Here is a 24,534-nt window from a genome sequence, read left to right as displayed (position 1 = left end):
TCTCGTGTTTATACTTTTCGCCGGCGATTGATTTTTAAAAGGCCCCACGAACTCCAGAACATGATAATCGCCATCATTGACGGCTACACCGATGAACCCGCGGGACTCGGTGTTCCCCCTTACCTGGGGATATACCCCCGCTACGCCTACGGAGCCATAAAAAAAGCGCGCAAGGATGCCGCAATTTTTTACCTAACTATAGACGACCTTCGGGCCACTTTTGAGGGTGAGAAAGGGATAGCCACCAAAAACAAGACTCCAAACTTTCCAAAAGCGCGGGAAATCCTTCAAAAGGCCGACCTCATCGTCTACATCGGCGGTCTGCACACACCCGGCAAGTACCTCTCGGCCGTGCCCTCCCAGGTTGAGGAGGTGGCCAAGTTTCTGAAGCCCCTCCTGGGAATTAAAATCCTCGGCGGACCTGCTTTCATGGGGTCAGCCCATGCAGGGGGTACAAGGATAAGCTCCCGTGAACTGATGATGGCCGAGACGGTTTTTGATCACATAGTTTACGGCGATCTTGAGGCGTTTCTCCACGATTTCCTGAAGAATCCCCATGATGCTGATCCCTTCCGCTTCAGGAGGTACGATGAACTCAGGGACTATGCGATTCTCGGGGCGGAGGTAGTCAGACAGTTCCCGGATTATCCGGATTTTGTTATAGTGGAGATTGAAACCCAGCGAGGTTGTCCAAAGGCCATGGGGATTGGGGGTTGCTCTTTCTGCACCGAGCCCGTGCGCTATAGGGTGGTGGAGAACCGGCCGGTGGGGGACATCATTGAGGAAGTAGGGGCTCTCTACCGGCTCGGCGTCAGGCACTTTCGCGTTGGGAGACAGAGCTGCATCTTCTCATACATGGCAAGGCCGGACGGCCGCGTTCCAGTTCCCAATCCAGAGGCCATCGAGAAACTCTTTGCCGGAATCCGTTCCCTGGCTCCTGATCTGAGGACTCTCCACGTTGACAACGCCAATCCCGCCGTGATAGCCAACTATCCCAATGAGAGCACCAGGATCGCAAAGGCCCTCATAAAATACGGAACGTCCGGAAACGTCGTTGCTTTCGGCCTCGAAAGTGCCGATCCGAAGGTTGCCAAGCTGAACAACCTGAACGCTACAGCGGAAGAAACCTATGAAGCCGTTAGGCTCCTCAACGAGGTTGGGGGGAAGAGAGGCCCAAACGGCATGCCGTGGCTCCTTCCTGGAATCAACATCATCTTTGGCCTGCCGGGGGAGACCAAGAAGAGCTACGAGCTGACGTTTCAGTTTCTTAAGCGCCTTCTGGATGACGGGCTGATGGTTCGCAGGATAAACATCCGTCAGGTTGTCGTATTCCCGGGCACGCCGCTATGGCACATGAGGGACAGGGTCAAGACCGAGAAGCACAAGAAGCTCATCCAGCACTACAAGTACAAGATACGGCACGAGATTGACCTTCCAATGCTGAAACGCCTCGTTCCGGTGGGGACCGTTCTCAGGGACGTTCGTGCCGAGGTCTTCGAGAACGGTCTCACCTACGGAAGGCAGATAGGGAGTTATCCGCTCATCGTGGGTATCCCAAAGGAAATCGAGCTTAACAGGTTCTACAACGTTCTCATCGTTGGACACGGCTTCAGGAGCATCACTGGCGTTCCGGTTCCTATAAACGTGAACACCGAGACGCCCAAGGTCCTTCAGTACCTGCCGGGCATCGGGAAGAAGAACGTGGTGAGGATCCTTTCAAAGCGGCCCTTCAGGGACAAGAACGAGTTCTTCCTCACGGTGGGGGAAGATAAAAGAGAGATGCTGGACGGACTGATCACCGTGTAGCCGTGCTGTTCTCCGGCCAGGAGAACCCTATGATGTTCTCTATCAGCACAACCTCTGCCCTCAGTGTTTCGTCGGTGGTTCCCTCTATCACCAGCGTGCCCTTCCGGGGGGCGAATATTCTGTTCTCCGTTGCACCCTCCGCCGGTCCGATGAGTATTACTGCTAGATGATTCTCGTTTCCGAGTTTGCCGCGGCCTATGTCCACCTTTGTCCAGAAGTTCAGGTAGACCTTTCTGTATCTGAGCCACGTCTGGTTGAAGGCGTACTGCTTGGCCGTGGCATTATCGTAGCCCATCTGTAGCCCTTTTATGTAGTAGTTGGTCGTGAATATGTTGGAGACAACCCCCGATATCTCCGAGACGGCCAGTGTTCTGTACTTGCAGTCCCCGATGTACAGCTGGGGCGCGTCTTTGCAGTTGGTGACCGAGGGGTTGCCCATCACTATGGTGAAGTATTCGTAGAAGCTCCTGACCGTCAGGTTGAGGTCAACCTCGGGGCTTCCCGTTATGTAGCTGTCTATCGTGACGTTGAAGAGTTTTGAGCCAGCGGGAGGTCTTGTACCCTCTTCAATTAGCTTCTGGTACTGCTCTGCGGTAAGGGCGTAGAACTGTCCCGAGGGTGTGTAAATCATGACATACTGCGTGGATGCCTTGGGGGCCCCTGGATTTATCACTGCGCCAAAGCCATGATACAAGTAGAGTACGTAGCTGATTGGAGCAACGACCACCAAGAGAACTACAAGAACCACTGCGAGTCTCTTTTGATCCAAGGCCAAAACCCCCAGAAAAGGGAATTAAAAGAGAATGAAAGGCCTTCAGAGGCCAGCGAGGTACTCCATAAGGGCCTCAGCGGCGACCTTGGTCTCGTCCCTGGTGGCACCAGCGACGATGACGACGTCGTAGCCGCCAAGGGCGTCCTGGATGTACTCGATGTCGCCTGGGCTGTTGTACCAGTCGACCTGGCTGATGTTCTGCTCGACGAGGTACTTGGTGAGGCTGTTGGCAACAGGACCGCCGATGAGGATGAGGTTCGCTCCGGGGTCCTCCATGTCGACCTCGTAGTCCATAACGGTTATCGGGCTGGTGATCGGCTTGAGGGTGACCACGTCACCGTAGATGCCCGCGACCTTGTAGTCGGTGTCGAGGACGTCGTCGCCGACCTTGAGCTCCTTCTCGACAACCTTGCCCTCCTTCTCCTTGAGGCAGATGTAGGCGTAGGCGACGATGAAGTCCTTGTCCTCGATGGTGCCGTCACCGTCGATGTCGGCGTGGGTGTCTGAGTAGCCCTGGTCGCTGAGCCACTTCTCGTTGAGCTTCTTCATCTCGAACTTGTAGAACAGGTTGTAGGTGCCGAAGATGTCGACCGGGTTGCCCTCGAGGGTGTCCTTGTTGGTGAGGGTTATGTTGGTTATGTACCACTTGTTGCTGATGTTGGCTGTGTTGATAGTCATCTCCCACTCCTTGCCGTCGTAGGTGATGGTCTTTCCGCTGGACCAGTCAACGACGTCGACCCTGGCAGCGATGCTGGCTATGAGGTGGCCGTCGATACCGACGAAGGTGTCGAGCAGGGTGAGGACGACGCTTCCATCCTCGAATATGTCAACATCCTGGCCTTCCTCGAGGATCTTCTGGTCGCTCTCCTGGCCGGTGACGGCGTTCTTAACGACGACAAGGGCCCTCTGGTCGATGATGCTTATATCGAGGACGGTGACTATCCAGTCGGTGCCCTCGATGGCCTGCGGCTGGCCGACCTGGTACCAGGCCTCGCCCTTGTCGAGACCCGCGGTGAAGGTGTCGTTTCCAACGCTGAGGACGTAGAAGGTCTGTCCGAACACGGTGAAGGTGTCACCTTCGCCGACTCCCTCGCTGTAAACCTCGCTGCTGACGAGGTTGGCAGGAACGTCGTCGGCGTCTCCAATTACCCACTTGGTTACAGTCTCATCCTCTGAAGGAACGCCCCACTCGGGGTAGGCGTCCCTGACCGTGGAGGTCTCTGTGTAAGTGTAGTTGTAGAGCTTGTAGTCAACGAAGACGGTGACGTTGCCTTGGGTGATAACGAGGTCAGCGTCCTTGGGTGGGTGGCTCTGGTCCCAGTCACTTGGATCCTTGGACTTGAGTTCGATGTTCTTGATGGTTATAGCCCAGTCAATAAGCTGCTCATCACCGATCTTATCCATGTCGGGTATCTCTGGGGTAACTTCAAACACGATCTTATCCATGTCGGGTATCTCTGGGGTAACTTCAAACACGCTCTTCCATCCGCCGTAAGTGGCGTCGTAACCACCGGCACCGTTCCACCAGTAGTCGCCCGGAAGGTCGTCGTAGCTAGTGGCCCAGGCGGTTTGGTTCCTTATGGTGTCATAGTTGTACTTGTAAATGGTCCACGGAGAACCCTGAACATCTTCGGGCTCGTACTCGGCCTTGACCTTGACGTAGCCGTTCTGAACCTCGGCCTGCTCGGTAGTGTAGAGCATGCTGCCGAGGGCAACGGCGATGTCAGCAGCGCTGGCAACGTCCATAGCAGCAGCGGTACTTCCAACGACGATTTTAACGTTCGGGGTTCCATCGGCGTTAACGAAGAAGTCCTTCGGTATGTTCGGAACGGTCGGCTGAGCGCTGGCAAAGCCCATGGTGGCTCCAACCATTGCGGCACCAATTGCAAGGGCCGCGATCTTCTTCACTTTCATTTTCCCAACACCTCCTTAATCTTGGGCTTACGCCCTGGGATGGTCTAATATGTATTGTCAATGACTTTCTACCCGGTTAGGGTATATATACTTTTCGCTTTCAGACCCTTTCTCCGCTTAAAAGAAGCTCGCTCATTGCCGTAAAAATGAAAGGAAGCTTAATTAAATGCCTATAGGCTTTTCGCCTTTTGCCGATAATATCAAGGGTTCAATTTGAACTCCGTGTTCTTCTTCTCCATGAGCTGCCTTTTCACAGGCCTTGTAACCAGCTCGTTGACGAAGCCACCGAGGTCCGTCAGTGTATTCTGAAGTTCGTTGGCGGTTATGTCTATAATCTCTGGCTCCAGGATTGAGATCGCAACCGGCGCGTACTTGGCCGTAAGCTGGAAGAGCGTCTCGAACGGGGAAAGGAGCTCCGCAGCGAGGAGTCCCTTGAAGTTCTCCCCCTCCATCTGTCCCTGGACGACGAGCTTGTTTATCCGGCACCCCTCAAGGCTGAGGGCCTTCCCCATGGTGGTTTTGATAGCCTCCTCACTCTCCCCGAAAACCTCTATAACGAAGCGATACAGGATGTTTCTGTCCTCCACGATCAGCTCCTCTATCTCTTCCCTGGAATATCCCATCGTGGGCTCGGGGAGGTCATCGAGCTTTGGGTAAACTGCCAGGCCGCCAAACTGCTTCATGAGCTTCCCCATGAAGAGGGATACCTCCCCTAGGGTTTTCATGAGGTCCTTGGCCTCTATCTCCAGTTTCCCCGGCTTGAGAACCTCGACCACCGCGGGGGAATATCTGAGGGTTAGGCGAACTATATCCCCGAGTTCTCCGGCTACCTGGGCCTCTATGACCCCGGAATACTTGAGCAGCTCTTCCTCTGGGCTCTCTATGACATCTTCCAGTTTTACGTACTTGATTTTGACGCCCTTCTCCTCTCGGAGGTTCTTCGCGGTCTCCTTCAGGGCCCTTTCTAAAACTTTCTTGTCGTTCCCTATGCCTTCGATGTAAAAAATAACCTCGATTTCGGCCAATTTCACCACCACATCCAGTTATATCGCTTTTTCTTGTACGTGCCCACTACGGGGATGGGTTCGCCGCAGTACTCGCACTTCCCATCCTTGATGTGGTACTCGGTGATTTTGAATCCCCAGCGCACTATTAAAGGTTTGCCGCAGTTGGGGCAGTAGGTGTTCTCCCCCTCGTGTCCGGGCACGTTGCCGACGTAGACGAATTTGAGTCCCTCCTCCCTGGCAACGCGGTAGGCCATTTCGACGGTCTCAACCGGCGTTGGGGGGAGGTGGGTCATCTTGTAGTGCGGGAAGAAGCGTGAGAAGTGAACCGGTGTGTCGTCTCCGAGGTTCTCGACCACCCATCTGGCGAAGGTTCTAATCTCCTCCTCTTTGTCGTTGAGCGTCGGGATGATTAAGTACGTCAGCTCGACGTGGATTCCGAACTCCTTTTTGGCTATCTCCGCCGTCCTTCTGCTCGGCTCACCGCTCGGAACGCCTGCTATTTTCATGTAGAAGGTGTCATCGAACGCCTTGATGTCTATGTTCATGGCGTCTATGTACGGTGCCAGCTCCCTGAACGGCTCCTCGTTTATGTAGCCGTTGGTTATGAGGAGGTTGTATATACCTACCTCCTTGGCGAGCTTCGCGGTATCGAGAACGAACTCGTACCATATCACGGGCTCGTTATACGTGTAGGCTATGCTCTCGCAGTCGTACTTTCTCGCCAGGGCCACTATTCCCTCCGGGGTCGCGTCGTGGAGGTACGGAAAGTTCTCGTCGGCCTGGCTTATCTCCCAGTTCTGGCAGTGCTTGCAGTGCATGTTGCAGCCAACGGTGCTTATCGAGAGCGCACAGGAGCCCGGCCAGAAATGGAAGAGCGGTTTTTTCTCAACGGGGTCCGTTCCTATCGCCGAGACCTTACCGTAGTTGAACGTGTAGAGCTTTCCATTGATGTTCTTTCTCACCCTGCAGGAGCCGCGCTGCCCTTCGTTTATTATGCAGTTGAGGGGACACAGTCTGCACCTCACCTTTCCGCCCTCTAGCGGCTCCCAGTACATAGCCTCGCGCATGCTTCTCACCGCATTGTAGTAGGCTCACTCCCGTTTAAGTTTTTGGTATACTTCGTAGTAATCACGCATCGTCAGGAACTCCGCCCCTTGGCGCCGGTAGTGGTCTATCAGCATTTCGAGCAGCTCAATGGCCTTGTCCCCGGTGTTGAACTTGCAGTCCCATCGGATTTTTTCCCTCTGCATGGGAACGAACTCCCAGGGGTGGGCGAAGTAGACGCGGGGCTCCTTCAGGCGGGCATGGACGAGCTTCTGTACCTTCCATGGCAGCCTTATAACGGACGAGGTCGTCGAGGCCGGAACCTCAAGAACATCGCCGAAAAACCTCACGCCCTCACGGTAGCCCTTGTAGGTTGCCTTGGATGAGTCAACGAGGATTCCGTTTTTTGCCAGTATATCATAATAGTAACTAGGGAACTGCAGGTTTGGGGCGCGGAATGAAACTACATCTCCGAACTCCCGCAGTACCTCAAGGGACTTCACGATGGCCCTCTCGCCCTCGTCCTTGGTGAGCTTATCCAGCCGCTCGTGGTTGTAGTTGTGGCTTCCCAGCTCGTGCCCCTCATCGATGACCCGTTTAACAAGCTCCGGAAAGCGCTTCGCCATCTCCGCCGTGAAGAAGAACGTCGCTCTCACCTTCTTCTCGGCCATCAGGTCCAGCAGCTTCGGAAGCCCCTCCTCCATCCCTCGCGTCGTCGTGAGGTACGGCGGGCAGTCGTGTTCAACGTCAAACGTTATTGAAACGAGCATCATCCCAGCCTCCTCATCGCCTTGTACAGCAGGTACAGCCTGTCAACACTCTCCCCCATCTCCATGGTGCAGCGGTACACCCGCATAAGCCGCCGCAGCACAACGTCCCATGAGAATTCTTTCTCGGCCCTTCTTCTGGCCTCAACTCCCATAGCTATTAGTTTTTCCCTGTTCTGAAAGGCTTCAGCGAGGTTCTTTGCCATTCCCTCCTCACTCACCGCGAGGAGCCCCGTGATTCCATTGAGAACCATGTCCGATAGTCCACTCTCGTTCCGTCCTATTACGGGATTCCCGGTGGCCATGGCCTCAAGCCCCACAACGGGAAAGGCCTCAAGGATACCGGGCATGAGAACCAGGTCCGCCGCCCAATACAGTGGGAGAAGTCTTCCCCTCTCCATGAAGTCGTACAGCTCGGTTATCTCTCCGATGCCGGTTTCCCTGAGGTTTCTCTCCAGCACCGGGCGCATCGGGCCGTTCCCTATCATTACGAGCCTCACCTTGTTTTTCGGAACCCCGCTCCATTTGAGTGCTTCCCTCATCATCATCGGTATCCTGTGGGCCTGCTTGCGCTCGGTCATCCTTCCGAGGTACAGAACCACTATCTCGTCCCTCACCCCGAGGTCCCTTCTGGCCTTTTCCCTTTCCTCCGGCTCCGGCGGGCGCCATTTTTTAACGTCTATTCCGTTCGGAACCACGAGGACGGGACGGCCGTTGAGCTTATTCCCCAGCAGGTTTCTGGTATCCTCGGCGACGGGCGTGCTGACGGCAACGAAGGTGTCTATTCGTTTGAGGTGGTGTCTGATGAACGGCCCGATCAGGAAGTCCAGGGAAGGCCTGCCGTAGAAGGAGTGGTTGGTGGCGACCACTGGAACGTTTCGAATTCCCCTCGATATTTTTGACACCGCCACTGCCAGGGGAGAGTATATGCTGTGAACGTGGGTTATGTCGAATCCAATCTCCTTATAGAACTCGTTTATCTTCCAGAACTGTGAAAATCCCACGCTAGAGTGGTATTTCTTGAAGTAAAGCGTCGCGGGGAACCTAACAACGTGATAGGGGAAGCTGTCAACGTAGGGTTTCATGTACCTGTAGTCGTGGGTCAGGACGTAGGGCTCGTGCCCCATGAGAACGAGGTTGCGGGCCAGTTCATCGATGTGGGACTCTATTCCCCCGATTTTAGGGTAGAACCAGTCGCTTGCTATTGCGATCTTAAGGCTTTCCATATCTCGACCCCTCCGGACGTCAGGAGAACCGCTAGTCCCACTAGACTGCTGGCGACGTACGAGACAAAGCGCTCCAGGAGGGTTATTGAAACCGCGAGCGCCATCGGAATACCGAAGTACGTGAGTGTTCCAACAAGACCCCCTTCGATTATTCCCACGCCCCCTGGAGTGAATGCGACAAGGCCAAAGAGGAGGTTCGCGATTGAAATCACCGCTATGAAGCTCCATGCCAAGTCAAGGCCGAATGCAAGGGCTATGAGCTTCAGTCTGACGACGTCGAGGAGCCAGACTGTGGAGCTGAGCAGCACCGCCGCCATGTTGAGGCTGTGCATGCTCCGGAGTGCGGTTATCTTTTTCATCTCCTCATCGGTCACGGGGGTTCTGAAGATGCGGAGTGAGAGCCTCACAAAGGCGTCCCACTTAATCCATACCAGAATCACGCCGGCTATGCCGAGGATTATGAACGGGAGGGGCTCCCCGGATGAGAAGTACATCATGCCAACAAGGAAGAGGGCGAATATCGGAATGGTCTCCAGTATGCGCTCGTAGACTATGCTGACCGCCGAAACTCCAGTGGGGATGTTCGCCTTTTTGGAAACCCACGCCATCCTGAGCAGCTCCCCGCCACTCCGGCTCATGGGGGTGACGTTGTTCATGAAAATCGAGGCGAGTATGGCCTTGACGAGCTCATGGAGGGGTGCGTCCCTACCGACGCCCCTCAGAACGAGCTTCCAGCGGATGCCGTAGAGAACGACGCTCACGTAGTACGTGAGAAAGGCTAAGATGAGGTACTTGAGGGACGCGCTAACGACCACTGAAAAATACTGCTGTGCTGACGTCGCAAGGCTCTCTAGCATAGTCACAACCTAACCTAAGTCTGCCTAGGATTTTAAAACGTTATCGGAACATCGTTCTATACGTCCCTTTTACACCCCAGTTAAGGTGTTCCCAGCCCAGAACGGGCATCTCCTGTCTTTTTCCATCGATGGTAATGTAAACTCCCGCCCCTTCAAGGACCCTTCCAATGACGGTGCATCGCACGGGGCATTCGTCCAGCAGGCTTGCGGGGATGGTGAAAATCAGCTCGAACTCCTCCCCGCTCGCGAGGGCCATCTCAATCGGGTCCAGCCCCAGGGCCTCGGCCACCGCCCCCACCTCATCCCGAATCGGCAGCTTCTGGGCTTCGACCTCTATTCTCACCCCGCTCATCTCGGCTAGGAGGTGCAGTTCCTTGCTCAGGCCGTCGCTTATGTCAATCGCCGCGTTTGCAACCCCGCTCAGTTCGATTCCCTCCTGAACCCTCGCCCTCGGTTCAAGGAGCTTCTCATAGATGGGTTCCCTTATCTTTTCCGGCACGTCGAGGCCGCGTCTCCACACGAGAAGCCCCGCTAGGGCTCTGCCGATATCACCGGTCACGCAGACCAGGTCGCCAGGCTTTGCCCCGCTCCGGGTGAGGAGTCTCTTCGTCCTTCCGAGGGCGATTCCGTCTATTATCAAATCGTCCGCCTCGTTCGTATCGGCGCTGAGAACGGGGACTTCATAGAACTCGAGGGCCTTTCCTATCCCCTCCGCAACGCCCTCTAGATATTCCATCTCAATATCCTGCGGAACGCCCAGTGAGAAGAGAAACCCCACCGGTCTCGCTCCCATAGCCGCGATGTCGCTCACGTTCATGGTGACGACCTTGAAGCCCACCTGCTCGGGCGTCATTATATCCGGCACGTCCGTTTTTCTCACTAGCATGTCGTTGGTGGCGACTACCCATTCGTCACCGAGTCGGATCGCGCCTGCATCGTCCCCCAGCGGCAGGTCGCCCTGGAGCTTGAGGTGCCTTTTGAAGAGCTCGATTATCTCCCTCTCCACCCGTATCCCTCACTTCCAGTTGGGTCATGGGATTTAAAGCCTTCGCCAAGCTTTTATGTTCTTCCGCTAATCCAAGTTAGTGGTGGAGATGCGGGAGCTGAGATACAATCCCCTGACCGGTCAGTGGGTCATGGTCTCGGCGGTGAGGAGAAAACGCCCCTGGAGGCCGAGGAACTTCTGCCCCTTCTGTCCCGGAAACGAGGAAACCGGTTACGGCTGGGAGGTTCTCCTCCTCCCGAACAGGTTTCCGATGCTGTCCTTCGATGCCCCCAGGCCCGAGCGAGATGGGTTCTACAGGAAGGCAAGGGCGCTCGGCCAGTGCAGTGTTATCGTCGAAACCCCTGAGCACGACCTTGGAGACCTCGACGAGCTGTCCCTCGATGCCATGACCCTGGTTGTTGAATTATGGAAAAACATAACCGCAGAACTGAAGAAAAATCCCCGCGTTGCCTACGTCTCAATCTTCCGAAACAAGGGGAAAGAAATCGGCGTTAGCCTGATCCACCCCCATGGCCAGCTCTACGCGACACCCTTCATACCCCTCAAGGTTCGCCTCAAAATCGAGAACTCGAGGGGATACTTCAAACGTACCGGCGAGTGCCTCTTCTGCAGGATTCTGCGCGAGGAGCTGGAAAGTGAGAGGGCGATATACGAGAACGAAAGCTTTGCAATCTTCCTGCCCTTCTTCGCGAACTGGCCCTTTGAGGTTCACATCTACCCCAAAAGACACGTTCAGTGGCTCACCCAGCTGACGGAGGAAGAGCTCAAGGATTTGGCCGACGCGCTCAGAACTGCGACCGGAACCCTCAACACCGTCCTGGGAAGGGACATGCCCTACACCATGATGCTCTACCAGGCGCCGTTCAAGGGAAATTACAATTTCTACCACCTCCACATCGAGTTCTACCCAATCCTGCGGGAGAACGGCAGAATCAAGTACGCCGCGGGGATAGAGATGGGAACTTGGGACTTTACCTATGATGGAATTCCCGAGGAGAATGCAGAGAAGCTGAAGGATGCCTGCAGAAAGGTGATAAAAAGAACTGGCGCGAGGGGAAGGTGCTTCACTTAGCCCCGGGGCTTCCCCCGAGGAACTTCATGAGGCTCGTCTGCTTCGGCCGGTATTCCTCCTTTGGAACTTCGACCTCAAGGGCTTCGAGGTCCTCTATTCTGGCCCTTCTTATCTCCTCCGGCAGCTTAATCTCGCCGTACTTTCCGCCACCGCCGGGGATTACTATCAGCTTGCCCTCCCTGTAGGCCCAGATGGCCTTCGCAACCTCCTCGTGAACCTCCGCCAGACCCTCCAGCGGGACGTCGACGAGAACCCTTATCTCGCTCCCGAACTCCTTCAAAAAGCGCTCCCAAATCACGCGGACTGCCTTCGTCTCGACTCCTTTCCCTACCACCATCGCGATTATCTCCGCCAAGGGGGCTAGGCGGAGGTAGGGCGGCCTGTCCTTCGGTCTCTCCTCCGTGTCGGCCAGTTCGAGGATTCTGTCGTGAACGCCCTTCTTTATCCTGCCGCCGCACTTCGGGCACTTCCACTTGAATGCCCGCGCCTCCTCTGGCGAATACTTTGCATAACAGCGTGAGCATGCCGTGAGGTGGTACTTGCCCAGTCTGGGGTCTAGGCCGGCGTTGAGGACGATTTTTCTACCTCCCCTCTTCAGAATGGCCTTCCGTATCTCCTCGAATGTCGCGTCCTCCACTTCAAAGCGATTGAACTCCCTTCCGAGGCGGTGGGGCATCGGGGAATGGGCATCGCTGTTGCTGAGGTAGGTCAGCGAGTGGTGGGCCTTGATTCTGTCGGCCATCTCCGAATCCGCCGAAAGACCGAGCTCAAGGAACTGGACCTTTGCCCCCTGGTAGGCTTCTCTGAGGCTGTTGTACTCTTTGTAAAGGGCCGTCCAGGGTGTGAAGGCGTGTGCCGGTCCTATCAAGACGCCGAGCTCGTTCGCTATGTCAGCTATCTCCGACGCGGGAAGGTTAACCCTCGGCCTTCCTTCGGTGTCTATATCCCCCGAGTACTTCCTCAGCTCCTCCCTCATCTCCCGGACGGTGGAGATGCTCGGAAAAATCAGGACGTGGTGAATGCGCCGATTATCCTCAACCTCTGCGGTGAGAAGAAAGCGGATTCCGTTTCTCTCGTAGGTCCCCTCGTCCACCTTCTCGGTGTACCTAAGCAGCTCCTCCTCCCACTTCGGGTTGAGTATATCGCCCGTTCCGACTATCCCGAGCCCCTTGAATCTCGCGTTCTCGGCGAGGTTCGGTATCGTCATGGCTTTTGAGACCGCCTTCGAGTAGCGCGAGTGTATGTGGAGGTCGGCATCAACCTGCATGGGATCACCTCATTCGATGTACATTCCCTCCAGACCGCGGTAGTAGGCGCGGTATATGTCCCTTTTGGTCACGACTCCGATGAGCCTCCTGTTCTCGGGGCTCTCGACCACGGGGAGGAGGTTCTGGTCGTAGGCCATGAGCTTCTCGAAGGCATCCTCGGCCGTCTCCGTCGGGTACGTAACCCCGTAGGGCCGGCGGATAAACCGCTTCACAGGCATCCGCTTAACGCTCGGAGATTTTTTCAGGATGTCCTTTATGCCGACTATGCCCACTACCTCCATTTTCTCGTTGACCACAGGGAAGCAGTCATGGCCGGTTTCGCCTATCAGATGCTCCACGTCAAAGAGCGTCTGGTTCTCGGTGACGTAAACCGGCTCGCGGCTCATTATCTCGCCGACGGATATGGTTTCGAGGATGACGGGCTTTCCGGTTTTCACGTGGTAGCCCTTTCTGATGAGCTTGAGGGTGTAGATGGACTCCCCCTTGAGGAAGAACCTGGCCGTTAGAAAGCCTATAGTGGCGGAGGTCATCACCGGGGGGAGAACGGCGTAGCTCCTAGTGAGTTCCGTTACCATGAGTATCTGGGTGATTGGGGCCTGCGTCATGCCGCTGAAGAAGGCCGCCATTCCAGCCAGGGCGTAGACGGCAGGGTTCGAGCCGAGGCCGGGGAAAAGGAACCTCACGACCTCCCCAAAGGCAGCTCCAAACATCGTTCCTATGTAGAGGCTCGGGGCGAAGACACCGCCGCTCTGGCCTGAGCCTATCGTCAGGGCGGTGGCCAGCATCTTAACCAGCCCGAGGGTCACGAGCAGTCCAATCGCCAGCTCACCGTAGAACGCCATCCTCATGCCTTCGTAGCCTATCCCGAATATACCGTAGATGGGGAACAGCATTCCAAGAACGCCGACTCCGAAGCCGCCTATCGCGGGCTTCAGGGTTTCGGGTATCTTGGACTCGGAGAAACCGTCAACCATGCGGTAGAGGAACCGCGCGTAGAACGCCGCCAGAAGGCCGAGACCCAGCCCAAGGAGAAAGAAGAGGGGGAGTTCTGGGAGTGTATGTCCGATGTTTCCGGGGATGTCTATCTCCACCGCCCTGTTGAGGACGGCGAGCGTCAGGGCGTTTCCTGTGACGGCGGCGATGAATATGGGCACGAGGTTTATCGAGAAAGCCCCCATGTAGACGACCTCCAGGGCAAACATCGCCCCCGCGAGCGGGGTGTTGAAGGTGCCGGCTATGCCTGCCGCCAGACCGCAGGTGACCAGGAGTTTTTTCATCTCCCTCGATAGGTTGAACCAGCGTGCCAGAATGGAGGTCAGGGAAGCCCCGATGAATCCTATCGGCCCCTCACGTCCCACGCTGCCGCCGGAGCCTATGGTTATCGCGGTGGCTATCGTCTTCAAAACCGCGAACCTCCCAGGTATGTTGCCGCCCTTGAATATAACCGCCTCTATAACCTCGGGGATGCCGTTTCCCTTAATCTCGGGGCACTCGATAACGAAGAGCGTAACCACCAGCGCACCGAGCGTTGGCAGGAGTATGTAGCCGAGGTTGACGCCGCCCACCTCGTAGGAAACGTTCGGAAGGAGCCATCCGAAGAAGAAGCCGTGAACTAGGCCTATGGCCAGCCTGAAGACTATCGCCCCCAAGCCGCCAACTAGGCCGGCCAGAATTGAAAAAGCTATGACAATTCCCCACTTTTTGAGGTACTGCCGTTTCGACACCATCAAGGGAGGTTTGATGTCACCAATAAAAAGCTTAAGCTTTTATAGTCCTCCGCGAGAAGGGATTCTGGTGGGACCATGAAGGTTGAAGGATTCGTTGCTTCCCTCAGGAACGCCGAGACGATCGGCGGGCTGTTCAAGATACTCGCGGAAAAAGGCGCCCCGGTCGCCGAGCTCGATGGGAAGAGGTTTCTCATCGTCGTTGAGGGTGACTTTGAGGGCAGGAAGTTCTGGACCGAGATAAACGGCGAGAAGGCCAACCAGGCCCTCGGCGATGCGATGCTCAACTCCTCAAGCTTCCCCTTCAAGTGCAAGCGCCCCTACACCGGCGGAAACGTCATCTTCGTGGACTTCGACGACATCGAGGTCGATGAGTTCCTCGTTGCATACCGCGACCCGGATTACGGCATATTCTACCACGTCAAGAACGGGCAGGCCGAGGAGATTACAAAGGAAGAATACGAGAAACTGCTCCCCGAGATGCCCGAGTTCAAAATAAAGTCCATGAGCGAGGAGCAGATGGACATGATGGGCGCCTTCTTCGGCTGAGGCCTGGCCTCTATTTTTACTTCTTCTGTTTCAGTTTTCCGAAGATGATGGGGATTAGTGCCAATCCCGACAGTAAGACGGGACCGCATATGGTCGGCGCTTTTCCACTGGTGCTCTGGGTTGTGCTTCCACTTTCCTCCGAAGTCGTCGTTGAACTGCTAATTGGGGGGGTTGACGTTGGTGGTGTTGTGGTCGAGGGACTAACTGTGCTCGTAGAGGAGGTGGTAGTCGTGGATGAAGCCGTTGATGAAGGAGAGGTTGTTGATGTGGTCGTGGCAGGGGTGCAGGATGCGGTTCCAGTCACCGGAACAAGGGGCAGGTAGTCTCCACCGCGCAGAATGTTTCCCCCGGAGGTGTACGGCAGCATGGTGTCCCCAAAGCCATCCCCGTCAGTATCCCTACCGGAGTAGTCGCTCCAGTAATTGCCTCCAAGGCAGGGGCCGCCGATTATATTTGTGCCGGCTGTCTTTTCTATGTTCCACCGGTTTTGTCTATCCGCTTGTGCGTTCTTTGGGTTGTTGAAGTAGTTGTCGTAGATTAGATTATCTTCGGAGAAGATGATGTTAATCCCGTATTTGTTGGAGCTCACGTTGTTGTGCACAATAGTGTTTCCATTGGATGAATCAATCGATATTCCCGCCTCATTGTTAGTTCTTATCGTGTTGTTGGCCACCGTGTTGTACCCACTGGACCTCCAGAGGGAGACTCCACGGAAGAGGTTCTCGGTAACTCTGTTCTCCGAGATTGAATTGTGGGTGGATAACTCGAGACAAATTCCGTCCCTACCGTTCAGCCTCACGTCGTTGCCGACGATTGAGTTGTTCCGGCTGGATGTGAGCTGAATCCCGTGATCGCGGTTGGAGATTATCTTGTTCTCAGCTATCCTGTTCCCCATTGCCCTCTGGAGGAATATGCCCACGTATCCATTTCCACCCACATAGTTGCGGGTTAAGGTGTTGTTGCTTGAACCGTCTATGGAGATGCCTTTGTTGGTGTTTGAGCTTGCGTTGTTTCCCGAAACGATGTTGAAGTTACTCAGGGCGCTGAGGATTATCCCATCGTAATCGAAGCTCGCACTGTTGTTTACCACAACGCTGTGGCTGGAATTGTGGAGAAATATACCCTCGGCATAGTTTGAGCTTACGGTGTTATTCCTCACTGTTAGTCCGGTGGAGTCCCACAGGAATATCCCCACCCCATAGGTCGATGTTACTGTGTTGTTCTCGATTTTCCCAGTCCTGACGTTTTTGTAGTATATTCCATGGAACCATTCGGAGACTACCAAGTTCCTAACGGTGACGTTGACCAAGGTGTCTGAACCTTGAGCATAAACACCGACCGTGTGATAGTTTCCCAATCCGCCGACTCTATGGCCCATGCCGTCAAAAACAACGTTGCTGGCGGTTATCAGAATACACGTCATATCCCCGCTTTCGGTTATGTCCTCTGTGAGGATGTAGTATCCGGACTGGTTTATGATGATGCATGAGTTCACGGGGATTGGGGTAACAGTGCCCGCGGAGTTTGCCTCCAAAAAGTCTGGAAAAGATATCAAAACCAGAACCGTCATCATGATCGCAATTCCGAGCTTTGCCCTCATAAAGCTCACCACTGTGTTGCACTATGTCTACAAAAGTGTATAAATGTTTCCCGATAAAAATGGCCAAGTGTTGCTAAAATGCTAGGGAAAGTGAAAAGTGGGCTATTGGGCTTCCTTTAGTTCTTTTATCCTCTTCTTCGTGCTCTCTATCCTCTCGACCTTTGCACTGGTCCTCTGCGCCCTTGTTGCCTCTATCTCTTCCCTGAACGCCCACTTGAGGAGCGGTGGGGTTATCAGCACCGAGATTGTTATGAATATCAGGGTCGCCGCTATGAACTCCGGGGCGTGCTCGGGACTTATCGCGCCCCCGTGGATTGCCACCATCAGGTCAACGAGCGCAACTTCAGTCCTCGGAACCGAACCGATGCCCATCTGGAGCGACATCTGGAAGTTCTTCTTTGTGAAGAGGAAGTCCCTTCCACGTCCCCAGGCGGTTATCCATGCTCCAAATCCCCTTCCAAGGACCTTTCCGAAAACGGCGACAGCGGTGAGGACGGCAGCGAGGATCAGGGCGTTGGCGTTCTCGAAGACCGTGAGGTTTAGCATCGCCCCCGTGTGGACGAAGAAGAACGGTATAAGCAGGCCGTAACCGATGGCCTTCACGTCCTCCATGATACGCTTTCCTTCGGGGAGCTTCGAGAGGACGAGGCCCATCATGAACGCACCCTCGATGGCCGCAGCGAACCAGCCTTCAGCCAAAGCCGCGAAGAGGAACATCATCCCGAGAACCGCTCCGAGGATTCCCTTCTCCACGTGAAGCCTCTCGGCGAACTTTATATAATAATCGACGAGGAACCACCAGATGACACCGGTGAGAATGAAGAACGCCACGATTTTAACCGAGAGCTCCAGAAGGCCGCCGCTTCCGACGGCGAAGATGACGAGGGCTATGCCCAGAAAGTCGTCCATAACGCTCGCACTCAGGGAGGCCGCGCCAACCTCACTTTTGAGAACCCCCAGATCCATCATCACCCTGACGGTCAGGCCGATGCTGGTCGCGGTGAGGAGAACGCCGCCCGCGAAGGCCTCCCTGCTAGGATAGCCCATCTCCATAAGGGCAAACCAGCCGAGGACGAGGGGGACGAAGACACCGAGAACCGTCGAGACGGTGGCCGTGAGGCCCGTCTTCTTGAGCTGTTCAAGGTCGGCATCGAGGGCACCGAGAAACAGGAGGAATATTATGCCCAGCTTGGCGAGGAAGTTGGCCACCACCGTCATGTCCGTGGTGAAGGCCTCCCCGCTGACTATCGGGAGGTACTGGGGCGCGACTATGCCGAAGTAGACCAGGTTCCCGAGTATCATTCCCATCAGCAGCTCTCCGAGGACTCCCGGGAGCTCGTAGCGTTCAATGATGCTGTCCCCTATCTTCGCGAGGATTAGCGAGAGTCCAAGGGCGAAGAGAAGCCACGTTACGCTCTCCATTGGGCACCACCCACCCGCAGCAGTCTAAGCAGCTCGTCTATCAGTATGCGGAGACTCACCTCTCCCACCAGCTTGCCATCCTTTACGACCGCCAGCACTTGAATCCTGTACTTGCGCATCTTCATCAGTGCGTCGAGAACCGTTGCGTCTTCCTCCACCGTCAGCACGTGCCTCTCGGCAACGTCCTCCGCCTTCGTGGCACCACCGAGCATCGAGCGCATGGTTTTGCTCGTCATTCCCAGCTTGAATCTGTGGGCCTCCGGCGGCAGGAGGACGTCTATGACGTCTATGTACCTGATGACTCCCACTAACTTCATGTTCTCCCTGCTGTCAACCACCCAAACGTGGTGTCTGGTTCTGAGTATCTTGAGGACGTTGAGGAGGTCGGAATCGGCCGTTACCACGGGCATCGTTTCGAATCTCGGCATTATATCGGCCAGTTTAAGTGAGTGGAATCTCTCGAGGGCGGACTCGACTTCCACGGCCATCACCAATTCTGACTGATGAAAAAAGTTCTATTTAAGGCTTTGTGGGCTGAACGCGACACTGGGGCAACGTTTAGAACATTGTACCAAAAGGGCAGCGATAGGAGCCTGCTCGAGATGAGGTATCAAAAGGGAGACAAGGACATTTACAAGTATCTTTCTAATTCTCCCTTCAACCCTTATCACCAACTTGGTTTTTGTTTCGGCTCATTTCAGTTCGGATATTGCCCATTTTTGGCCGACAAGTATATAAAGCCCGACGGATTATGGAATCACGTGGAGGGAGCTTAGGTGGTTTGAATGCGGACGTGGGAGAAAGGAGTGATAATGGGCGCCAGGGCTATCGTTTTTCTGGGCCTTATCAGCGCTTTGATGTACGGAAAGTTTGATCAAATCTACGCAGCCGCCGCAGGCTTTGTATCACTCTTCGTCCCCAGCTTCGTCCGGTGGATTTATCCCAAGCCAAGCCGAAAAATCTGGCCGTGGGTGAGTCCGTTCTACAACGACAGCGTCTACGCCCTCTTTGCGATATTCATGGCGGCCCATATAACGTTTCTCAACGTCCCCTTCATCCACCTCGACCTGTACAACCAGTTCTGGAAGGGTGCGGACATACCGAGCCACTACCTTGGTGGCCTCGTGACGTGGGTCATATTCAACGAGGTCGTTCTGGAGTCGTCGAGAACCTACAACCTCCACTGGAGCCCCTTGAAAATAATCTCCATAAGCCTTTTTGCCCTCGTCCTCGTTGGAGTCGCCTGGGAGTTCTTCGAGGTTGTTCTTCAGCCGAACATGCCCTGGCTCCACGAGAGCATGAGGAACAAGATCCAGGACGTCGTTATGGAGCTGCTCGGTTTCGGGACGGGAATAGCAATGGTCCTCAAGTGGGAGTACCCGTACTCCATGAAGAAGCCCTTAGAAAACGCCCCCGTGCGGTTTGGGGCCACGTCCGTTGACATACTTCCCCCGCCGGAGCATGTGAAAGAATGAAATGTTCATGGTTTCTCTTTTCCCATCGCCCCTATGAAATGGAACAGCAGCTTTGCCGCCGTTAGAGCCGTTACGTCGCCGAGTTCACTCCCCGCAACCTCCATTATGTCAAAGCCGGCTATTCTCTTGTTCTCCACGAGCCACTCCATGGCTTCGACGACTTCCCAGAACCTCAAACCACCGGCTTCAGGGGTTCCCGTTGACGGAACCAGTGAGAGGTCAAACGCGTCTATGTCAACCGAGAGGTAGACCGGCTCAGGGAGGGGCTTCACCAGCTCGACGAATGCATCAAAGTCGTAGTCCCTCGCGTGCACCCACGCTATACCTTCCCTCTCCGCGTACTCGACCTCCTCCCTCGTGCCGCTCCTTATCCCGAACATGGCTTCCCTGACTCCCAGCTCGTGTATTCTCCTCGCCACACAGGCGTGGTTGTATGGGTTGTCCTCGTAACTCTCGCGCAGGTCGAGGTGGGCATCGAAGACGACGTAGCTGGCAGGCTTAAGCGCCTCAACGGCTCCAAGGGTCTGGGAGTGCTCGCCGCCGAGGAGTATCGGGATAACGTTGGGATTGGCGCGCTTGAGCTCCTCAACGGTCTCCCTAACCCGGTCAGCGGTCTTACGGGGATCGCCAGCTACAACGGCGACGTCCCCAATGTCCGCTATGGGAAGTTCCGCTATGTCAACGTCGTAGTCAATGATGTAGCTCTCGAGGTTGAGCGTCGCGTGCCTGATGAGCGTCGGGCCGAACCTCGCGCCGGGCTTGAAGCTGGTCGTTCCATCGAAGGGGACGCCCATGATTGCAAACCTTGCCTCCTCCGGTTCAATGAGGGGAAACTCCAGCTTGAGTGTCTCGTAGGTGTACAGGAAGTCCATCTCTCCCACCGAGGAGATTTCTGAGGGCACGATTAAAAACCTTTGTGGGGGCTAAGGCCGGAGTACGACCTCTCCCCCCGGCTGAAGAATCGCCTCACTTCCGAAGGCTTCCACACCTATCGGTTTCGTGCCCTCCAGCATCTTTATGTGAACTTCGCCGTGCTTCACCCTCAGCTCAAGCCGCGACCCTCTGAAGAAGAACCTCAGCCTCACCGACTTCCATTTTTCCGGGAGGTTCGGCTTGATTTCCAGCTCATTTCCCTTGAAATCAACACCGCAAAAGCCCCTGAAGAGTATCTGCCACAGACCGCCGGCGGTTGCCAGGTGAAATCCCTCCGCGGTGTTTCCGTAAATGTTCTTCAGGTCTATGTAGGCGCATTTCATGAAGTAGTCGTACGCGAGTTCCAGGTCCCCGAGCCACGATGCGACTATGGCGTAGGTTGGCATTGAGAGTGAGGATGCGTGGGTGGTTCTGACGATATAGTACTCGAAGTTCCTTCTGATGGTATCCAGGTCAAACCAGTCCTTCAGGAGGTACTGGGCGGCTATAACGTCCGCCTGCTTGATGAGCCGGGTTTTTCCGAGGTTTTCCCTTATCTCCTCCGGCAGTCTCCCCTCGCCTAGGCCGTAAGGGTCAACTGTGTAGTCCATCAGCTCGAAATATCCGTCGAACTCCTCGTAAACTCCGTTATCCCTCTGCGGTGGAAGGTACAGGCCCTCGGCTATCTCAAGCCATCTCTGGGCCTCCCTTTCGGTCACCCCGGTTCTCTCAATGACCTCCCTCCACTGGCTCTTCCCAAGGCCTTCTCTGAAATATGAGACCCCGAGGAGCAGGTTGTGCCTGGCCATCAGGTTGGTGAAGAAGCTGTTGTTAACGTGCTCGTGGTACTCGTCCGGTCCGATCACCTTTTCTATCACGTAGCCCTTCTTATCGTCGTACCTCACCCGGCTCGCCCAGAAGCGCGCCGTTTCCAGGATAATCTCGAGGCCGTGGCGAATTATGAACTCCTCATCCCCCGTAAGGCGGTAGTATAGGTCAACGGTGTAGGCTATGTCGGCCGTTATGTGGTGCTCCTCCTCGCCGGTGTATATCCTGACCATCTTCTCCCCCCTCATGTCGAGCGGCACAAGGGGAGGCGTTGCTTCTCTGCCATCGTCGGCCGATTCCCATGGGAACTGTGCGCCCTCGTAGCCGTTGAGCCTCGCATTTTCTCTGGCCGCGTTGAGGTTATTGTACCTGTAAACTAGCATTCTGCGGGCTTCCTCCGGCATCGTTGCCATGAAGAACGGGAGTGCATAGATTTCTGTGTCCCAGAAGACGTGCCCGCGGTAGCCAAAGCCGTGTATCCCCCTCGCGGTTAGGGATATGCGACTGTCGTGGGGAAGTGACTGCACCAGATGGAAGAGGCTGAATGCAAGTCCCCTCTCGGCGTCTTCGTCGCCTTCTATTTCTATCCCTGCCCTCTCCCAGATTTTCTCCCAGTGCTCCACGTGTTCCTCGTACAGCCCCTCAAACCCCGTCCTTTTGTTCTCCCGGAGTTCCTCAAGAACGGCACTTTTCATGTCGCTTCCGCCGCTTGAGGACACTACAACGTATTTCACAAACTCGTACTCCTTCCCGCTCTCAACGTTCAGTGTCAGGACTTCTCCTAGGAGCCTGGTGCTCTTTACGGTGTTTCTCTCGTGGTTCCAGGGGGTGAAAATTGAGCTCGCTATGCCCACGTGGTACCTCCCGTCCAGCGTCCTGACGTGGGCATATACCGCCTCCCCATCGCAGTCCAGCTCCTCCACGGAATAGTGCCTGACGAGTATCTCTTCCCTGTAGGATGGATTGGCTGTGTCGAGTTCTATCGGGTTCAGTATCGTGAGGAGGCCGTCCTGACTGGCCCTAAACCTGAACCTCATAATAACGAGGTTTTTTCTCTTTCCGTGGACTATTCGCGTGCTCTCGTAGTTAATTCTGGCTCCTTTTTTGGTTTCAAGCTCCACCCACGTTGTTAGGGTTCCTTTTTCTATGTCCAGCTCCCTCTCGTAGCGCAGAATTTTGTGCGTGCTCAGGTTTAGGGGCTCACCATTAAACATCAGCTGCAGACCCACGACCCGGGGAGCGTTGACAATTTCGCGGTAAAAGTAAGGGGCATCATCATAAACACCGGCTATGGTCGTGCCGTATATCGTTGGCTCAAGCTCAACTTCGCCCCGAACACCGAGATGCCCGTTTCCCAGGGTTAGTATCGTCCCGTAGACTGCCTCCTCCTCGGGTGAATACCGGGAAAGCCTAAACCGAAACCTCATTCGTCCCCCTCCTTACCTTCGCTCAGCATCAACAGTCGCTCGATGGAGACCTCCCCAAAGTCCCTGAACCTCAGATCTGCCTCATCAAGTTCCGCCTCTCTTTCGTATCCAAGAACAAGCATTCCGAGCTCTCTGGCAGCCTTTACGCCCGCGGGGGCATCTTCAACGACAAAAAACGACTCCACCTCCGGGAACATCTCCATGAGCTTTTTCCTAGCCAGCCGGAATACCTCCTTCTTGCTGGGGGCCATACCACTGACGTCAACATCGAAAAGGTCTATCAGTCTCTTCTCTCCCACCCTGACCTTGGCCGCCAGCTTCGGGGCGTTCTTTGAGGCAGAAGCCAGAGCGCTCGGTATTCCCCGCTCCCTTGCCTTCATCAGGAACTCTATTGCCCCTCGGTTAACCTCGTACTCTCCCCTGTCGAACATCTCGTTGACCATTCTGTTCTTGAACTCGGCGAACTCCGTGAGGAGTTTTTTCCTTTTTTCCTCGGTGTCCGCACCATGACGCTCGTAGATACCCGTCAGCTCCAGTATGTTGTGCGCACCCTCGTAGCGCGGCTTTCCTGAGACGTACCTCACGTAGAATTCGTGGTCGATTTTAGCCCCATATATTTCCGTGGCCTTTCGCCAGGCTTCCTCGTGGGGCGTGTAAACGAGGACCCCATCGAAGTCCCATATCAGTGCTATCCTGGCCATCGCTGCCACCTTATTTCTTTATCTCCTTGATGACGACCCTCTGCGCCTCGATGTCCTCTACTTCCGCATCGAAACCCCCGACGGTAAAGGTTCCGTTCTCGCTTTCGAGGACGAAGTTGCTGACTATTCCAAAGCGGTTTATCGAGCGCACATTTCCGGTGATGCTCACTGGGTAGCCGCTCTTAACGTCCCTGCCCTCCACGGTCACCACCGGAGTGTAGCCGAGCTTTAGCAGGGTCTCAAGCTCGTTAAGCGCCATCGAGAACTCTATGAACACCTTGGGATACAGCTCGGGCCTAGAAATCCAGCCCATGACCTCCTTTGACTTGAGCCAGAGGTTGTTGTGGATGTTGAGGAGTCTAAGGAGAAGGTCTTTTTCCTGTATCACGTATCCGTAGATCTCGTTGCTGGAAATTGGAAGCTTGTGGACGCTGAAAAAGCGCCGTTTTGAGTAAACCGCACTTGAGAGGTCAGATATAACGAGGAGGAAGTTTCCAAGCTCAAAGGTCCGTATTTTAACCTGATCCCTGAACCTCTCGAACTCCTCTGGAGTGCCTATGCTGGGATAAACCAGGAGGTACAGGTTCACCCCCCTCTGAAGGGCTCCCAGCAGATAGGGTTTGAGCTCTTTGAAAACAGGATAGGGGAGCTCGGCTCTAATCTCGACTTCCGCGGAGTTTATTATTTCGATAACACTCGCCAGGACACCTTCTAGGCTTCTCACAAGCGAGATATAGGGTCCCTCTTCCCCGGTTCTCCCCTTAATCTTCATAAGCTCCTCCTGAAGGACGCTCCGGAGGAGATCGAACTTCATCTTCTGAATGTCGATTAGGGCCCCTATATCGCTCGCAGTGTAAACCCTCGGCCTTCCGGCGGAAGCTCTTATGAATCCCTTCCGTATCAGGCTCTGGATTATGTTGTAGAGCTGGGGCTGGTGAATGTCAAGGGCCTCAAGAAGCTCCTTCACGGTAGCTCCATCCTTTATGAGAATCGTCAGATAAACTTCAGCCTCCCTTTTGGTGAGCCCGAGTTCCTGCAATTTTTCAATCAAAAAAGCATAATTTTCCATCTGCACCCCTCCACAGGTCACTGCTACTACGTATTTTTGAGCTTCAATACTATTTAAATATATTGGATACTAATTCAGTAAGGTTTAT

Annotated in this window: 21 protein-coding genes; 4 read left to right on the top strand and 17 right to left on the bottom strand. The window is 55.0% G+C overall.

Annotated features, from left to right (window positions below; translation table 11 throughout):
• The first annotated feature begins 60 nt into the window (after positions 1-60).
• On the top strand, positions 61-1,806 hold the full coding sequence (locus A3L10_RS03840; RefSeq protein ID WP_088866480.1) for a radical SAM protein: 1,746 nt from the start codon (positions 61-63) through the stop codon (positions 1,804-1,806).
• Here A3L10_RS03840 and A3L10_RS03835 read toward each other — a convergent pair.
• The 8 genes from A3L10_RS03835 to A3L10_RS03800 form a co-directional block, all read right to left on the bottom strand.
• A complete protein-coding gene (locus A3L10_RS03835; protein ID WP_088866479.1) occupies positions 1,796-2,575 on the bottom strand; it encodes a hypothetical protein in 780 nt (259 codons plus the stop codon). The two genes, A3L10_RS03840 and A3L10_RS03835, sit on opposite strands and share 11 nt — an antisense overlap.
• Before the next feature lie 45 nt (positions 2,576-2,620).
• On the bottom strand, positions 2,621-4,492 hold the full coding sequence (locus A3L10_RS03830) for an S-layer protein (protein ID WP_088866478.1): 1,872 nt from the start codon (positions 4,490-4,492) through the stop codon (positions 2,621-2,623).
• A 200-nt stretch (positions 4,493-4,692) separates the two neighbouring features.
• The gene (locus A3L10_RS03825; protein ID WP_088866477.1) at positions 4,693-5,517 is read right to left on the bottom strand and encodes a hypothetical protein; all 825 of its coding nucleotides are present in this window, start codon (positions 5,515-5,517) and stop codon (positions 4,693-4,695) included.
• Between the two features lie 2 nt (positions 5,518-5,519).
• Positions 5,520-6,566, bottom strand: a complete 1,047-nt coding sequence (gene amrS, locus A3L10_RS03820) for an AmmeMemoRadiSam system radical SAM enzyme (RefSeq protein ID WP_088866476.1) — start codon at positions 6,564-6,566, stop codon at positions 5,520-5,522.
• A gap of 24 nt (positions 6,567-6,590) precedes the next feature.
• Positions 6,591-7,313, bottom strand: a complete 723-nt coding sequence (locus tag A3L10_RS03815; protein WP_088867535.1) for a polysaccharide deacetylase family protein — start codon at positions 7,311-7,313, stop codon at positions 6,591-6,593.
• Positions 7,313-8,536, bottom strand: a complete 1,224-nt coding sequence (locus A3L10_RS03810) for a glycosyltransferase family 4 protein (protein WP_088866475.1) — start codon at positions 8,534-8,536, stop codon at positions 7,313-7,315. Before A3L10_RS03810 ends, A3L10_RS03815 begins: the two co-directional genes overlap by 1 nt.
• Positions 8,512-9,393, bottom strand: coding sequence for a lysylphosphatidylglycerol synthase transmembrane domain-containing protein (locus A3L10_RS03805; RefSeq protein WP_088866474.1), 882 nt, complete (start codon positions 9,391-9,393; stop codon positions 8,512-8,514). Before A3L10_RS03805 ends, A3L10_RS03810 begins: the two co-directional genes overlap by 25 nt.
• Positions 9,394-9,433: 40 nt before the next feature.
• The gene (locus A3L10_RS03800) at positions 9,434-10,399 is read right to left on the bottom strand and encodes a thiamine-phosphate kinase (protein ID WP_088866473.1); all 966 of its coding nucleotides are present in this window, start codon (positions 10,397-10,399) and stop codon (positions 9,434-9,436) included.
• Between the two features lie 88 nt (positions 10,400-10,487).
• Between A3L10_RS03800 and galT the strand changes: the two genes are divergently transcribed.
• Positions 10,488-11,471: a galactose-1-phosphate uridylyltransferase gene (gene galT, locus A3L10_RS03795; RefSeq protein ID WP_088866472.1), complete on the top strand. Its 984-nt coding sequence runs from the start codon at positions 10,488-10,490 to the stop codon at positions 11,469-11,471.
• On the opposite strand, the gene A3L10_RS03790 is transcribed toward galT, so the two are convergent.
• Together A3L10_RS03790 and A3L10_RS03785 are read right to left on the bottom strand one after the other, a co-directional pair.
• A complete protein-coding gene (locus A3L10_RS03790) occupies positions 11,464-12,738 on the bottom strand; it encodes a TIGR00375 family protein (protein ID WP_088866471.1) in 1,275 nt (424 codons plus the stop codon). The two genes, galT and A3L10_RS03790, sit on opposite strands and share 8 nt — an antisense overlap.
• 9 nt (positions 12,739-12,747) lie before the next feature.
• Positions 12,748-14,466 (bottom strand): chloride channel protein, encoded by a 1,719-nt coding sequence (locus A3L10_RS03785; RefSeq protein WP_088866470.1) that lies wholly within the window; start codon positions 14,464-14,466, stop codon positions 12,748-12,750.
• A gap of 75 nt (positions 14,467-14,541) precedes the next feature.
• Here A3L10_RS03785 and A3L10_RS03780 point away from each other — a divergent pair, with 75 nt between their 5' ends.
• Positions 14,542-15,012, top strand: coding sequence for a hypothetical protein (locus A3L10_RS03780; protein ID WP_088866469.1), 471 nt, complete (start codon positions 14,542-14,544; stop codon positions 15,010-15,012).
• Between the two features lie 16 nt (positions 15,013-15,028).
• On the opposite strand, the gene A3L10_RS03775 is transcribed toward A3L10_RS03780, so the two are convergent.
• The 3 genes from A3L10_RS03775 to A3L10_RS03765 all read right to left on the bottom strand — a co-directional run bounded on the left by A3L10_RS03775 (position 15,029) and on the right by A3L10_RS03765 (position 18,522).
• The gene (locus tag A3L10_RS03775; protein ID WP_088866468.1) at positions 15,029-16,612 is read right to left on the bottom strand and encodes a right-handed parallel beta-helix repeat-containing protein; all 1,584 of its coding nucleotides are present in this window, start codon (positions 16,610-16,612) and stop codon (positions 15,029-15,031) included.
• Positions 16,613-16,714: 102 nt separating this feature from the next.
• Positions 16,715-18,034 carry a cation:proton antiporter gene (locus tag A3L10_RS03770; protein ID WP_088866467.1) on the bottom strand — a complete coding sequence of 440 codons (1,320 nt, stop codon included), beginning with the start codon at positions 18,032-18,034 and terminating at the stop codon, positions 16,715-16,717.
• Positions 18,022-18,522: a CBS domain-containing protein gene (locus A3L10_RS03765; RefSeq protein WP_232461023.1), complete on the bottom strand. Its 501-nt coding sequence runs from the start codon at positions 18,520-18,522 to the stop codon at positions 18,022-18,024. The genes A3L10_RS03770 and A3L10_RS03765 overlap by 13 nt, the downstream gene beginning before the upstream one ends.
• A gap of 297 nt (positions 18,523-18,819) precedes the next feature.
• Here A3L10_RS03765 and A3L10_RS03755 point away from each other — a divergent pair, with 297 nt between their 5' ends.
• Positions 18,820-19,509: a hypothetical protein gene (locus A3L10_RS03755; RefSeq protein WP_088866464.1), complete on the top strand. Its 690-nt coding sequence runs from the start codon at positions 18,820-18,822 to the stop codon at positions 19,507-19,509.
• Between the two features lie 5 nt (positions 19,510-19,514).
• On the opposite strand, the gene speB is transcribed toward A3L10_RS03755, so the two are convergent.
• From speB to A3L10_RS03735, 4 genes are read right to left on the bottom strand one after another with little or no spacing between them, the layout of a single operon-like run.
• Positions 19,515-20,381, bottom strand: a complete 867-nt coding sequence (gene speB / locus A3L10_RS03750; RefSeq protein ID WP_088866463.1) for an agmatinase — start codon at positions 20,379-20,381, stop codon at positions 19,515-19,517.
• A 51-nt stretch (positions 20,382-20,432) separates the two neighbouring features.
• Complete coding sequence (locus tag A3L10_RS03745) at positions 20,433-22,676, bottom strand: glycoside hydrolase family 65 protein (protein ID WP_088866462.1); 2,244 nt, start codon at positions 22,674-22,676, stop codon at positions 20,433-20,435.
• Positions 22,673-23,377 (bottom strand): HAD family hydrolase, encoded by a 705-nt coding sequence (locus tag A3L10_RS03740; RefSeq protein ID WP_088866461.1) that lies wholly within the window; start codon positions 23,375-23,377, stop codon positions 22,673-22,675. The genes A3L10_RS03745 and A3L10_RS03740 overlap by 4 nt, the downstream gene beginning before the upstream one ends.
• Before the next feature lie 10 nt (positions 23,378-23,387).
• The gene (locus A3L10_RS03735) at positions 23,388-24,446 is read right to left on the bottom strand and encodes a TrmB family transcriptional regulator (RefSeq protein ID WP_088866460.1); all 1,059 of its coding nucleotides are present in this window, start codon (positions 24,444-24,446) and stop codon (positions 23,388-23,390) included.
• Positions 24,447-24,534: the final 88 nt, after the last annotated feature.

The sequence above is a fragment of the Thermococcus radiotolerans genome, from assembly GCF_002214565.1.
Lineage (GTDB): Archaea > Methanobacteriota_B > Thermococci > Thermococcales > Thermococcaceae > Thermococcus > Thermococcus radiotolerans.
Note: the sequence above shows the minus strand (reverse complement) of the source record. Positions and strands in the feature narration are given on the sequence as shown.